Here is a 14,103-nt window from a genome sequence, read left to right as displayed (position 1 = left end):
CCCGGGCCAGGCCACCGGCCGGGGGTGGGTCACCCTTTCTGCTCCACCCGAACCCAATCCACCTCAGCCTGCACTCCCCCACCCGCGACCCGATCCACGCTCGACTGCGGCAGCCCCCAGTAGGGCGTGGTCACCTGGTTCCAGCCGGCCGGGTAGGCGCCGCCCAGAGCCAGGTTCAGAATCACGTACTGGTTGTGGTCGAAGACCCACTGCCCCCGCGTCGACTCCAGCTTGTTGCGGGTCGTCTCCTGGACCAGGCGGTCGTCGACGTAGAAGCGCATGCCTGTCGGGGTCCACTCGACGGCGTAGGTGTGCCACTGGTCGGCCGTGCCGCCCCCGGGGAAGGTCTGGCGGGCGCCGATGTTGCCGTCGGCCGAGTAGCCGGGGCCGTGCAGGGCGGTGCTGGTCCAGTCGCGGTAGCCGACGTTTTCCATGATGTCGGTCTCGCCCGAGGCGGGCCAGGAGACCGTCGGGTCGTCGACGTTGCTGCCGAGGAGCCAGAAGGCGGGCCAGAAGCCGTCACCGACGGGGAGTTTCATACGGGCGCTGACGCGACCGTACGTGAAGTCGAACTTCGTGTTGGTGTCGATGCGGCCCGATGTGAAGTCGTACGTGCCCCCGCCCGCCTGGGTGCAGCCCTTGCAGTACTTCGCCCGCAGGACCAGCGCGCCGTTCTCCGTGCGGATGTTGTCGGCGGAGTCGACGTACGCCTGCGCCTCGCCGTTGACCGGGCCCATCTCGGTGCCGGTGCGCACGACGCGCCACTTGCCGCGGTCGAGCGCCCCGCCGGTGAAGTCGTCGAAGAACGTGGTCCGGTACGTCCCCGGCTGTTCGGCCGGGAGCGCGGGGTAGGCCGCCGTGGCGCTGCCGCCCGTACCCCATACTTCGAACTCGTAGAGGGAGTAGCCGAACTGGGCAGTGGCGGGGGCCGGGTTGTAGAAGCTGCGGCGTTCCTTGCCGAGCACGCGGACGTAGCGGCCGGTCGTGGGCGAAGGGAGGGTGATCGTGTCGTGCACGCCCACCGCCTCCGCCGGGGACTTCACGTTCGCCCGCCGCGCGGCCACGTCGGCGGCCGAGGGCCGGTACACCGTGCGCCAGGTGCGGTTGTCGTCCGAGACCTGGAGTTCGTAGTCGACCGCGTAGGCCGCCTCCCAGTACAGGTCCACGGAGGAGACCGTGGACGTGGCGCCCAGGTCCACCGCGACCCAGCGGTCCGCGTTCCAGTCACTGGACCAGCGGGTCGCGTCGGCCTTGAGGTCCGCCGGCCGGCCGCCGTCGGTGACGAACGCCGGTGAGTTGCCCGCGTGTTGGTAGTAGTTGGCGTACGCCGGGTGGTTCAGGGCCAGGTTCGTGCGGGTGGTCGACGCCGGGGCCGGTTCGCCGCCGTAGACCTTGAAGGAGTACAGCGAGTATCCCCAGGGCGTGGCGCGTTCGATGCCGCGCATGCGGACGTAGCGGCCTGTGACCTCCTGCGGGTAGGTGTGCGCGGTGACCGTGCCGCCGGTGCCGGCGGTCTCCGTGTAGAAGGGGGTCCAGTCCGTGCCGTTCTTCGAGACCTCCAGGACGTATCTCTTGCCGTAGGCGGCCTCCCAGTCGAGGACCACGCGGTCGACGCGGATCGTGGAGCCCAGGTCGACGCGGATCCAGGCGTCCTCGGCGAAGTTGCTGGACCAGCGGGTCGCGCCGTCGCCGTCGAAGGCGAGGCCCGCCGCGAGGCCGGCGTTCTCCGCGCCGGACGCGGTGACCGCGGCCGGGTTCGCCGCGTGGGCGGCGGCCGCGCGATCGGTGTCCCACGCGGCCGCCACGGCGGTCGGCGCGGCGGCCGGCGCGGCGACCGCCGAGCCCGCGCAGAGGAGGGTGAGTGCGGTGAGTGCTGTCAGGAGGGTGCGGGGAGTACGGGATGGCATGCGGCTCTCCTTGGGGCGGTGGGGTGGTCCTCGGGATGCGCATTCCGTGCTGTGATGCCTTGGCTTGCGTGCTCTGCTGCCTCCGTGCGGTTCTCGTCAGGCGGCCCGCTTCGCCCCCGCCGCGTGCGCCCGGATCACCTCGCCGTACAGCCGGCCGGCCCCCTTGATCGTCCGCACCTGTGTCGCGTAGTCCACGTGCACCAGCCCGAACCGCTTCGCGTACCCGTACGCCCACTCGAAGTTGTCGAGCAGCGACCACGCGAAGTACCCGGCCAGCGGCGCCCCCTTGCGGACGGCGGAGGCGCAGGCGGCGAGGTGCTGCAGCAGGTAGTCCTGGCGTTCGGGGTCGTCGACCGTGCCGTCGGGGCGTACGACGTCCGGGAAGGCGGAGCCGTTCTCGGTGACGTAGATCTTCCGCGGCCCGTACTCGTCCGTCAGGCGCAGCAGCAGCGTCTCGATGCCGCTCGCGTCGATCTCCCAGTCCATGCCGGTGCGCGGCACGTCGGGGCGGCGGACCGCGCGGGCGTAGGGGGCCGGGCCCTCGGGGTCGTCGACGACGTGGGCCGGGAAGTAGTAGTTCAGGCCGAGCCAGTCCAGCGGGGCCGCGATCGTCTCCAGGTCACCGGCCCGCTCGGGGAGGTCGACGCCGTACGTCTCGACCATGTCGGCCGGGAAGCCGCGGCCGTGCACGGGGTCGAGCCACCAGCGGTTGACGTGGCCGTCCTGGCGGCGGGCGGCGGCCTCGTCCTCGGGGCGCTCGCCGGCCGCGTACACCGTGGAGAGGTTGTTGACGATGCCGACCTCGGCGGTGGGTGCGGCCGCGCGGATCGCCTGGGTGGCGAGGCCGTGGCCGAGGAGGAGGTGGTAGGAGGCGCGGACGGCGGCCGTCAGATCGGTCAGGCCCGGCGCCATCTTCCCTTCCAGGTGGCCGATCCAGGCCGAGCAGGAGGGCTCGTTGAGGGTGGCGAAGTGGGTGACACGGTCGCCGAGGCGGGCGGCGACCACGGAGGCGTACTCGGCGAAGTGCTCGGCGGTCGCCCGCTCGGGCCAGCCGCCACGGTCCTGGAGGGCCTGCGGCAGATCCCAGTGGTAGAGGGTGACGGAGGGGGCGATGCCCGCCTCGAGCAGTCCGTCGACCAACTCGTCGTAGAAGGCGAGGCCCTTGGGGTTCACCGGGCCGTCCCCGCCCGGCATCACGCGCGGCCACGCGATCGACAACCGGTAGGCGTTCGCGCCGAGTCGGCGCATCAGGCCGATGTCCTCGCGCCAGCGGTGGTAGTGGTCGCAGGCGACGTCACCGTTGTCACCGTTCTCGATCTTTCCGGGGGTGTGCGAGAAGGTGTCCCAGATCGACGGGGCGCGGCCGTCCTCCGCCACGGCTCCCTCGATCTGGTACGCCGCTGTGGCGGTGCCCCACAGGAAGTCGTTCGGGAGTGCGGCGAGGTCGATGCGGTCGGACACAGAAATCCTCTCGGAACGGGGGGTGTCGGTCACTTGACGGCGCCCGCGGTCAGGCCGGCGACCAGATAGCGCTGGAGCAGAAGGAAGCCAGCCACCACGGGCACGCTGACGACCAGTGAGGCGGCCATGATCTGGTTCCAGTACACGTCGTTGAGCGTGGAGTAGCCCTGGAGGCCGACGGCGAGGGTGCGGGTGGTGTCGTTGGTCATGACGGAGGCGAAGAGCACCTCGCCCCAGGCCGTCATGAAGGCGTAGACGGCCACCGCGACGATCCCGGGGACCGCGGCCGGGACGACGACCCTGAACAGCGCGCCGAGCGGGCCGCAGCCGTCGACCAGGGCCGCCTCGTCCAGGTCGCGGGGCACCGAGTCGAAGTACCCGATGAGCATCCAGATCGAGAACGGCAGGGAGAAGGTCAGGTACGTCAGGATCAGGCCGCCGCGCGAGCCGAACAGGGCGATGCCGGTGGCGTTGCCGATGTTGACGTAGATGAGGAAGAGCGGGAGGAGGAAGAGGATGCCGGGGAACATCTGGGTGGACAGGACCGTGACGGTGAAGACCCGCTTGCCGCGGAAGGAGTACCTGCTGACCGCGTACGCCGCGAACACCGCGATCACCACCGAGCAGACCGTCGCCGCGCCCGCCACGATCAGCGAGTTCACGAAGTACCTCGCGAGTGGCACCGTCGACCAGATGTCGATGTACGGGCGGATGGTCAGCGTGCTGGGCAGCCAGCGGAACTTCCCCGTGACGTCCGCGAGGGGCTTCAGCGAGCTGGAGACCATGACGTAGACGGGCAGCAGGACGAAGCCGGTGAGCAGGGTGAGGAAGATCCGCCGGGACCACAGGAACGAACGCGGCGGTGCCATCGGGGAGTCAGACATCGGCGGTCCTCCGTCCGCGTGAGGTGAGCCAGAGGTACGCGCCGGTCACCAGGAGCAGGAACAGCAGCAGGAGTACGGACATCGCCGAACCCGTGCCGAAGTTCCAGGTGACGAAGCTCGCCTGGTAGATGTGCACGGAGATGAGGTCCGCGGCCTCGGGCGCCGTCTTGCCGAACAGGACGTACGGCGTGTTGAAGTCGTTGAAGGTCCACAGGAACAGGACCAGGACGAGGACCTGGTTGACGGGGCGCAGGGACGGCAGGGTGATGCGGCGGATCTGCTGCCACATGCCGGCGCCGTCCAGTGCCGCCGCCTCGTACAGCTCCTTGGGGATGTTCTGCAGGCCCGCCATGACGATGAGGAAGGCGAACGGCCAGCCCTTCCAGACCGACACCGTCAGCAGCGCGATGAAGCTGTTGTCGCCGATGAGCCAGAAGGAGGGCTTGTCGGTGAGGCCGAGCTGGTCGTGCAGGACGTGGTTCACCAGGCCGTTGTCGTGCTGGAACATGAAGACCCAGGTGATGACGGCCGTGTAGACGGGCAGGGCGTACGGCACCAGGAACAGGGCGCGCAGCAGGCCCCGCCCGCGGAAGGTGTCCTGCATGTAGATCGCCGCCGCGGTGCCGATCAGCCAGCACAGGCCGACCGAGAGCAGGGTGAAGGCGATCGTGACCAGGAACGAGTGGAGCAGCGCCTCGCCGACGGGGGCGTTGAGGTCCACCGACATCTCGTAGTTGTCGAGGGCGTTCCAGGGCGCTGTGGTCCAGTCGCGGATGTAGAACTGCGTGAGCTCCTTGAAGCTCATCACGATGCCGATCACCATCGGCACCAGGTGGACCAGGAGTTCGAGCAGCAGGGCGGGCAGGAGGAGGAGGTAGGGCAGTCCGATGCGGCGGATCCGCCCGGGACGGCGGCGAGGACCGCTCGCCGCCCCGGGGGAGCTCTTTCGCACGGCGGCCTCCGGAGGGACCGTGGTCGTCATCGTGCTCACTTCGTCGGCATCTGCTGCTGGGCCTTCTCCAGGGCCGCCTTCACCGACGCCTCGGTCACCGGGCGGCCGGCGGCGGCGTCGGCCCACAGTTCCTTGACGGCCGTACCGACCGCCGTCTCGAACTGGGACTCGTCGGCGACCTGCGGTGCCGCGATTGCGCTTTTCGCGAGGGTGTCCTTGAGGACCGCGTTCGCCGGGGTGTTGAAGGCGGCGTCCGACTGCGCGCCCTTGACCGGCGGGATCGAGCTGTAGGCCTCGTTGAGGACCTTCTGCTCGGCGTCGCTCGTCATGAACTTCACGAACTTCGTGGCGCCGTCGATGTTGTCGGTGTTCTTGAAGACGGCCAGGTTGATGCCCATGACCATGGAGTTGACGCCGGTGCCGGTGCCGGGGGTGCCGGACCGCACGGGCACGGGCGCGATCCCGTAGGCGTCCTCGCTCATGCCCTGCGACTTGAGGTTGGCGGACGCGGACTGCCACAGCAGCATCGCCGTCTTGCCCTTGGCGAAGTCGCTGACGGACTGGTTCTGGGCGTACTCCGCGTTGCCCGGCGCGATGATCTTGTCCTTGGCCATCAGGTCGACGAACTGCTTGACGCCCGCGACCGCCTTGTCGGAGGTGAAGTCGGGCTTGCCGTCGGCGGTGAAGAAGTCGGCGCCGTGCTGCTTGGCGAAGACCACGGCGTGGTGGATGTTCTCCGACGGGTTCGAACCCTCCACGCCCAGCGCCCACTTGCCGTCCTTCGACAGCTTCTTGCCGTCGGCGACGAACTCGTCCCAGGTGGCCGGCGGCTTCGAGATGCCCGCGTCGGCGAACATCTTCTTGTTGTAGTAGAGCGCGTACGACATCGAGTACAGCGGCACCGCCGCCGGGTCCTGGCCCTCCGCGCCGGTCGAGCCGAGCGCGGAGTCCACGAACCGGTCCCGGCCGCCGATCTTGCCGAAGTTCTCGGCGTTCCAGGGCAGCAGCGCCCCGGTGGCCTGCAGGGAGGCGCTCCAGGTGTTGCCGATGTTGAGGACGTCCGGGCCCTGTCCGGAGGTGGTCGCGGTGAGGATCCGGTTGAGCAGGTCGGACCAGGGCACGACCTCCAGCTCCACCTTGATCCCCGTCTCCTTCTCGAACTTGTCGAGTTCGGGCTGGAGGACCTTCTTGTCGACCTCGATGCTGGCGCCCTGGTTGGAGGCCCAGTACGTGAGCGTCTTGGGCGAGTCGTTCGACCCGCCCCCGTCGGTCGACGAACCGCCTCCGCAGGCCGAGGCGGCCAGGACGAGAGACATGGTGACGGCAGCTACGGCCGCGGCTCGCGTTGTGCGCATGGCTCCAGGTGTCCCTTCCGGGAGTACTGCTGGGTGGTTGCTTAATTTAGAGCGTGAGTTAAGCCCCAAGGTGAGCGCGCGTCAAGGCTTTTGACACAGTCGCCGGACTCTCGTCCAAAGTCTTGACTCCCTCGTTTTACAGCTGAACCATTCACCGGCGAGAGAGCGCTCCCAAACCCCACCATGTTCACTTCCTGAACAAGGAGAGCCGCCCCATGCCTGCTTCCTCCCCGGATTCCCGGCCGCCTTCGATCGGCCGCCGTACCCTCCTGGGCGCCGCCGCGGCGGCCACACCGGCCGTCCTCGGCGCGGCCCCGCCGTCCGCCGCGGCCCCGTCGGCCCGCAAGAAGCCGCATGCCCTGCCCGGCGGCGGCGATCTCGGCCCGAACGTCATCGTGTTCGACCCGTCGACCCCCGGCATCCAGGCCCGGCTCGACGAGGTGTTCCGCCGGCAGGAGTCCGCGCAGTTCGGGACCGGCCGCTACGCGCTGCTGTTCAAGCCCGGCACCTACCACGGCCTCAACGCCCAGCTCGGCTTCTACACCTCGATCGCGGGCCTGGGCCTGTCCCCCGACGACACCACCATCAACGGCGACGTCACGGTCGACGCCGGCTGGTTCAACGGCAACGCGACGCAGAACTTCTGGCGGTCGGCGGAGAACCTGGCCCTGGTCCCGGTCAACGGCACCAACCGGTGGGCCGTCGCGCAGGCGGCCCCGTTCCGCCGGATGCACGTCCGCGGCGGCCTCAACCTCTCCCCCACCGGCTACGGCTGGGCGAGCGGCGGCTACATCGCGGACAGCCGGATCGACGGGCAGGTCGGACCGTACTCGCAGCAGCAGTGGTACACCCGCGACAGCGCGATCGGCAGCTGGCTCAACGGCGTGTGGAACATGGTGTTCTCCGGCGTCGAGGGCGCCCCCACGCAGAGCTTCCCCAATCCGCCGTACACCACGCTCGACACCACCCCGATCTCGCGCGAGAAGCCGTTCCTGTACCTCCAGGGCAACGACTACCGGGTCTTCCTCCCGGAGAAGCGCACCAACGCGCGCGGGGTCACCTGGGGCAACGGCACACCGAGAGGCACCTCGCTGCCGCTGTCGCAGTTCTACGTCGCCCGGCCCGGCGTCTCCGCGGCCACCCTCAACGAGGCGCTCACGCAGGGACTGCACCTGCTGCTCACCCCGGGGATCTACCACCTCGACCGGCCGATCCAGGTCAACCGCGCGGGCACCGTGGTCCTCGGCCTCGGCTACGCCACCCTCATCCCGGACGGCGGGGTCACGGCCGTGAAGGTCGCCGACGTCGACGGGGTGCGCCTGGCCGGATTCCTGGTCGACGCGGGACCGGTCAACTCCGCCACGCTGCTGGAGATCGGGCCGCGGGGCGCATCCAGGGACCACTCCGCCAACCCGACCACCGTCCAGGACGTGTTCGTCCGCATCGGCGGCGCGGGCCCCGGCAAGGCCACCACCAGCATGGTGATCAACAGCCGGCACACCGTCATCGACCACACCTGGGTGTGGCGCGCCGACCACGGCGAGGGCGTCGGCTGGGAGACCAACCGCGCCGACTACGGCGTGGTCGTCAACGGCGACGACGTCCTGGCGACGGGCCTGTTCGTGGAGCACTTCAACAAGTACGACGTGCAGTGGAACGGCCAGCGCGGACGCACGGTCTTCTTCCAGAACGAGAAGGCCTACGACGCCCCGAACCAGGCCGCCATCCAGAACGGCTCCCTCAAGGGCTACGCCGCCTACAAGGTCGGCGACGGCGTGACGGCCCACGAGGGCTGGGGTCTGGGCAGCTACTGCTACTACAACGTCGACCCCACGATCGTGCAGCACCACGGCTTCGCCGCCCCCGTCCGGCCCGGCGTGCGCTTCCACAACCTTCTGGTGGTGTCGCTGGGCGGCAACGGACAGTACGAGTGCGTCATCAACGACACCGGGGCGCCGACGTCGGGGACCTCGACCGTGCCGTCGACGGTCGTCTCGTACCCCTGACGGGTCCGCCCGGCCCGAGCCGGTCGTGGCCGGGCGGCCCCGCCCGTCTGTGGGAGGGGCCGCCCGGCGGGGGCCGTTCGCCGTGCTACCGCGTCGCCGTCACGGCCGGCACGCGGTCGGCCGGTGCCGGGGCGTACCCGGTCGGGCGGGCCGTGAACGTGCCGCGGCCCTGGGTGCGGCTGCGCAACCGCGTCGCGTAGCCGAAGAGTTCGGCCAGCGGCACGGTCGCGGTGACGACCGCCTCGCCCGCCCGGGTGACCGAGCCGCAGACCCGGCCGCGCCGGGCCGCGAGGTCCCCGAGGACCCCGCCCACCGCGTCCTGCGGCACGGTGACCGTGACCTCGACGACCGGCTCCAGGAGGACCATCGCGCAGGTGCGCAGGGCATCACGCAGGCCCAGCCGGCCGGCGGTGCGGAACGCCGTGTCGGAGGAGTCCTTCACATGCGTCGCCCCGTCGGTGAGGGTGACCCGCAGCCCGGTCACCGGGTGACCGGCCAGCGGTCCCTCGGCGAGGGCGTCCCGGCAGCCGGCCTCCACGGCGCGGACGTACTCCTGCGGCACGCGACCGCCGACGACCGCCGAGCGGAACTCGAAGCCGGACTCCGTGCCCAGCGGCTCCACGTCGAGGACGACATGCGCGAACTGCCCCGCCCCGCCGTCCTGTTTGACGTGCCGGAAGACGAAGCCGGACACACCTCGGCCGACCGTCTCGCGGCACGACACCCTGGGGCGGCCGACGTTGACGTCCCGTCCGGTGTCGCGCCGGATCTTCTCCACCGCGACCTCCAGATGCAGTTCGCCCATGCCGGACAGCACCGTCTGCCCGGTCTCGGCGTCGGTCCGGACGACCAGCGACGGGTCCTCCTCCGCCAGCCGTGCCAGCGCCGAGGCCAGCTTGTCGGTGTCGGTGGACCTGCGGGCCTCGACCGCCACGGACACCACCGGTTCGGCCACACCGGGCGGTTCGAGGACGAGCGGGGCGTCCGGTGCGCAGAGGGTGGAGCCCGCGCGGGCCGACCTCAGCCCGACGACGGCCACGATGTCCCCGGCGACCGCCCGGTCCACATGGGCGTGCCGATCGGCCTGAACCCGCAGGATCCGCCCGATCCGCTCGGTGCGCCGCGCGCCCGCGTCGTACACCGCGTCTCCCTTCTCGATCGTTCCCGAGTACACGCGCAGGTAGGTGAGCCGTCCCGTCGGCGTGGCGCTCACCTTGAACGCCAGTGCCGCCAGCGGCGCCGACGGGTCGGCCGGCCGCTCCTCCGTGACGCCGTCGCGCAGGCCGCGTACGGCCGGCACGTCGAGCGGCGACGGCAGATACGCCACGACCGCGTCGAGCAACGGCTCGATGCCGCGGTTGCGGTGGGCCGAGCCGCACAGCACGACCACACCCTCACCGCTGCGGGTCAGCTCGCGCAGGGCGAGGACCAGGGTCCCCGCGGAGAGGGCCGACCGTGCGCAGAACTCCTCCAGCGCGCCGGTGTGCAGCTCGGCCACCGCCTCCTCCAGCAGCCGACGACGCCGCTGGGCCTCCTCCCGCAGCTCCGGCGGCACCGGCTCCGCCACGGCCGTGCCGGCGCCGTCCGCCCAGACCAGCGCCCGCATCCGTACGAGGTCCACGACACCGCGGAATCCGTCCTCCGTGCCGATGGGCATCTGCACGACCAGGGGGGCCGGGTGCAGCCGTTCGCGGATCGACGCGACAGCGGTGTCGAGGTCGGCCCCGGCCCGGTCCAGCTTGTTGACGAAGGCGATCCTCGGTACGCCGTGCCGGTCGGCCTGCCGCCACACCGACTCGCTCTGCGGCTCGACCCCGGCGACGGCGTCGAACACCGCGACCGCACCGTCGAGGACGCGCAGCGCACGCTCCACCTCGTCGGCGAAGTCGACGTGTCCGGGGGTGTCGATGAGGTTGATCCGGTGACCGTCCCAGGCACAGCTCACCGCCGCCGCGAAGATGGTGATCCCGCGGTCGCGCTCCTGCGGGTCGAAGTCGGTGACGGTGGTGCCGTCGTGGACCTCGCCGCGCTTGTGCGTGGTTCCGGTGGCGTACAGGATCCGCTCGGTGACGGTGGTCTTGCCGGCGTCGACGTGGGCGAGGATGCCGAGGTTGCGGACGACGGCGAGGGTGTTGAGGTTGGTGCGCACGGCCCATGGCCTTTCGGATGATCCGGAAAAGGGCAGCGCGATTCCCGTGACGGAGAGCGGACACGGACACAGCTGACGTGTCGTCAAAACGGCGCGTGGCTCAGGGGTTCGTCACGGACATCCGGTGCCGGCCGCGCAGCGGGCACCGGGCGCACGAGGACACGAGGATCACGTCGTACTGGGACCGGGGAACGACGACAGCGGTGCGGTTGCGCACGGCCGGTCTCCCCTCGCTCGTCTGTCCTGGTGTTGGTGCACGGCGAGTTTAGGGAGACGGGCAGGGGCAGGTCACGCGATTTTCTGCCCGCTGGACAGCCCCGACTCCGCGGTGGCCAGGGCCGCGGTGACGACGGCCAGCCGGCGGCCCTGGTAGCGGGCGGCCTCGGCGGCGCTGTGCCCGGAGGGACCGTTGCCGGCGTGGTGGAGCGTGCCGTACGGGTTGCCGCCTGCGGCGTTCACGACGGGGTCGGTGTAGCCGGGGGCCACGACGGTCGCGTCCCACTGGTGCATCGCCGTGTAGGCGGACAGCAGGGTGGACTCCCCTCCGGCGTGCGTGTTCAGGGTCGTGCCGAAGGCCGTGACAGCCTTGCCCCGGTAGGCGGGGCCGGGCAGCTCGTGCTGGGTCCGCTCGACGAAGGCGGACAGCGCGGCGGGGAGCACTCCGGTGCGGGCCCGCATGCCCCAGGCGATCCCGTCCGCCCAGGCGACGTCGGAAGGCGTGATCTCGTCGCCGTCCACGTGCCGGATTCTGGTCTCGGCCCCCTCCTCGGCGGCACCGGACGCCAACTGCTCGGCCAGGACACGGAGTTGGTCGTCGCCCGGCTGGAGGGCGACGAGCAGGCGCCGGCCTCCCGCGGGGAGCGGGCCGGGCCGGGCGGGCCTGGTGGGGCGCAGGTGGTGGACGCGGGCGGCCAGGTCGGCCATCCGCGCGCCGAGGGCCCGTGCCGCGGCTTCCGCCGCCGCGCCGATCTTGCCCTGCGGGTCGGCGCACACCGAGAGGCCGTACGGGTTGCCGCCGGTGTCGAACCAGTCGTCGGCGGGGCCGTCCGGGGCGCCGGCGGACGTGACCAGCGCGCCCCAGTGGTACATGGCCCGGTGCAGGCTCAGCAGGGTCCCCTCCTGGCCGCCGTTGAGACTGGTGGAACTGGTCAGTGCGGAGACCGCGAGGTTCGCCAGACTGCCCGACGACCACAGCCCGGCCGGGCCGGTGGAGTCGATGAACTCCTTCAGCGCGGCGGACACGTTGCCGTAGTGCGTCGGCGTGCCCCAGACGACGGCGTCCGCCCACAACAGGTCGTCCAGGTCCGCCGGTTGGGCGCCGGAACCGTCGGTCCCGATGCCGCGCAGTCTGACGTGCGCGCCCGCGGCCTCGGCGCCGGACGCCACCTCGGTGGCGAGGGAGCGGACCGTGCCCCTGCGGGAGTGATAGATGACCGCGACGTTGGCCGCGACGGGGAGGCGACCGCTCATGAGGCGACGACGATCTCGACGTCCTCGGCGGCGCGCCGGGCCACCGCCTCGATGTCCGCGTCGAGGGGCGCGTCCACGATCACCGACACCGACCGCTCACCCGAGTCGACGATGGGGCCGAGCCGGTCGCCCCGCAGCCTGGGTGTCAGTACGGCGCAGCAGCGCGGTGCGGCGGCGGAGTCGGTGGGGACGAGGTCGGGCCAGCGTTCGTCGGTGGTCGTCCAGCTGACCTCGGGGCCCTTGCCGCGGACGTCGACCAGGGTGCCGTAGGCGTGGTCGAGGAAGAGGTGGCGGACGCGGCGGGCGGGCGCGGGGTAGCTGGTGGGCCGGCCGAGGGCGAGGTCGACGAGCCGTTCCTCCATCGAGCTTCCGGTGGCCAGGCTCCACAGTGCGGCGAGGCCGTCGCCCGGAATGCGGAACGCCACCTCCATCAGCACCACCCGGTCGTCGGTGATGCGGTACTCGGCGTGTGCGATGCCGTCGCCGAAGCCCAGGCGCCGCAGCACCTCGGCGTGCGCCCGGGACAGTTCGGCGAACCGGCCGGGTGACGGCTCGGGGGCGGGCACGGTGTGCCCCATCTCGGTGAAGGTCGACCCGCCCGCCTCGTTGGTGAGCTTCTCGGTGATGCCCGTCCACAGCGGCTCACCGCCCTGGACCAGGCTCTCCATCGAGTACTCGGGGCCCACCACCCGCTCCTCGACCAGGAGCGTCTCGTGCTCGGGGTAGTCGGCGAGGGCCTCGGCGACCTCGTCGACACAGCCGAGTCCGCGGACGCCGGAACTGCTCATGCGGCTGACCGGCTTCAGGACGACGGGGCCCTGCCAGCCTTCGGCGGACAAATCCAGGCCGGCGCGCTGCCCGGGGTGGATCGCCCGGTACCTCGGCGAGAGGTCGGGCAGGGCGGTGCGCTGGTACATCTTGTTGCGGCTGATCGCGGCGGCCGGCCAGCCGGAGCCGGGCAGGCCGAGCAGATGGGTGAGCGCCCCGGCCGCCTCCACGTAGTACTCGCCGCAGGAGAGGGCGCCACGGACGTCGTAGCGCTCCAGCAGTGGCTGCACCCCGGCGATGGTGCCGGCCGGCGACGGGTCCGCGACCGGGCAGAGGTCGCCCAGCGCGGACAGCGGGTGGCCGGGGTCCGCCATCAGCTCGCGCAGCCGCTCCTCGTCCCCGCCCCGGGTGAACACCAGGACGGGTGTCACCCCCAACTCCCTTGTGTACTCCACGAGTCGGAGGTTGCGGATGATCATCTTGAGCGAGGTCATGATGATGAGGGCAGGCTGCCGCACGCCGGTCACTTCTCCTTCTCCGGCTCTCCGAGCGAGGCGGCGAGCCGGCCACCGTTCTGATGTGCGCCGTCCGGGCCGGCGCCGTTCAGGCCGCCCGGGGTGATGACGTCGCTGCGTTTGGCGACGACCACCGCGCCGGCCGGAATGTCGTCCATGACGAACGCCTTCGCGCCGATCCGGGCGTCGTCGCCGACCCGCAGCGGACCCAGCAGCACCGAGTTCGCACCGATCACTACCCGCGACCCGATCACGGGATGCCGTCGCTGCCCCTTCGGCCGCAGGTTGTCCCGCCGGAACCCCAGCGCGCCGAGCGTCACCTGGTGGTACAGCGTGACGTCGTCGCCGATCACCGCCGTCTCACCGATCACCGTGCCGCAGCCGTGGTCGATGAACAGCCGCCGGCCGATCCGCGCCCCGGGGTGGATCTCGATGCCGCCGGACAGCCACCGGCCGGTCAGGAAGATCAGCCGGGCGACCAGCCGGTGGTCGGTGCGATACGCCACGTGCGAGATCCGGTGCGCCCACAGCGCGATGAGGTGCGGTGAGAGGATCGCCTCCGCCGTGGTGTTGACGGCGGGGTCGCGCTCGACGACCACCGCGATGTCCTCACGGATTCGCGCGAGGCTCTTCATG

General features: G+C 71.1%; 10 protein-coding genes. 1 reads left to right on the top strand and 9 read right to left on the bottom strand.

Annotated features, from left to right (window positions below):
* Positions 1-29: 29 nt before the first annotated feature.
* The 5 genes from ACIRD7_RS04020 to ACIRD7_RS04000 all read right to left on the bottom strand — a co-directional run bounded on the left by ACIRD7_RS04020 (position 30) and on the right by ACIRD7_RS04000 (position 6,559).
* Positions 30-1,907 carry a discoidin domain-containing protein gene (locus tag ACIRD7_RS04020; RefSeq protein WP_403449380.1) on the bottom strand — a complete coding sequence of 626 codons (1,878 nt, stop codon included), beginning with the start codon at positions 1,905-1,907 and terminating at the stop codon, positions 30-32.
* A gap of 96 nt (positions 1,908-2,003) precedes the next feature.
* Positions 2,004-3,368, bottom strand: a complete 1,365-nt coding sequence (locus ACIRD7_RS04015; RefSeq protein ID WP_403449377.1) for a GH1 family beta-glucosidase — start codon at positions 3,366-3,368, stop codon at positions 2,004-2,006.
* 29 nt (positions 3,369-3,397) lie between these two features.
* A complete protein-coding gene (locus tag ACIRD7_RS04010) occupies positions 3,398-4,237 on the bottom strand; it encodes a carbohydrate ABC transporter permease (RefSeq protein WP_403451639.1) in 840 nt (279 codons plus the stop codon).
* Between the two features lie 7 nt (positions 4,238-4,244).
* Complete coding sequence (locus ACIRD7_RS04005) at positions 4,245-5,234, bottom strand: carbohydrate ABC transporter permease (protein WP_403449374.1); 990 nt, start codon at positions 5,232-5,234, stop codon at positions 4,245-4,247.
* Between the two features lie 5 nt (positions 5,235-5,239).
* Positions 5,240-6,559 (bottom strand): ABC transporter substrate-binding protein, encoded by a 1,320-nt coding sequence (locus ACIRD7_RS04000; protein WP_403449371.1) that lies wholly within the window; start codon positions 6,557-6,559, stop codon positions 5,240-5,242.
* A 215-nt stretch (positions 6,560-6,774) separates the two neighbouring features.
* Here ACIRD7_RS04000 and ACIRD7_RS03995 point away from each other — a divergent pair, with 215 nt between their 5' ends.
* A complete protein-coding gene (locus ACIRD7_RS03995; protein WP_403449368.1) occupies positions 6,775-8,565 on the top strand; it encodes a coagulation factor 5/8 type domain-containing protein in 1,791 nt (596 codons plus the stop codon).
* An 85-nt stretch (positions 8,566-8,650) separates the two neighbouring features.
* On the opposite strand, the gene fusA is transcribed toward ACIRD7_RS03995, so the two are convergent.
* From fusA to epsC, 4 genes are all read right to left on the bottom strand, one after another.
* On the bottom strand, positions 8,651-10,714 hold the full coding sequence (gene fusA, locus ACIRD7_RS03990) for an elongation factor G (RefSeq protein ID WP_403449365.1): 2,064 nt from the start codon (positions 10,712-10,714) through the stop codon (positions 8,651-8,653).
* Positions 10,715-11,002: 288 nt separating this feature from the next.
* Positions 11,003-12,184 (bottom strand): flavodoxin family protein, encoded by a 1,182-nt coding sequence (locus ACIRD7_RS03985; protein WP_403449362.1) that lies wholly within the window; start codon positions 12,182-12,184, stop codon positions 11,003-11,005.
* Positions 12,181-13,470: an ATP-grasp domain-containing protein gene (locus tag ACIRD7_RS03980; RefSeq protein WP_403449359.1), complete on the bottom strand. Its 1,290-nt coding sequence runs from the start codon at positions 13,468-13,470 to the stop codon at positions 12,181-12,183. The genes ACIRD7_RS03985 and ACIRD7_RS03980 overlap by 4 nt, the downstream gene beginning before the upstream one ends.
* A gap of 5 nt (positions 13,471-13,475) precedes the next feature.
* Positions 13,476-14,102: a serine O-acetyltransferase EpsC gene (gene epsC, locus ACIRD7_RS03975; protein ID WP_403449356.1), complete on the bottom strand. Its 627-nt coding sequence runs from the start codon at positions 14,100-14,102 to the stop codon at positions 13,476-13,478.
* Between the last annotated feature and the right edge of the window lies 1 nt (position 14,103).

The organism is Streptomyces sp. NPDC093568, assembly GCF_044764945.1.
Lineage (GTDB): Bacteria > Actinomycetota > Actinomycetes > Streptomycetales > Streptomycetaceae > Streptomyces.
Note: the sequence above shows the minus strand (reverse complement) of the source record. Positions and strands in the feature narration are given on the sequence as shown.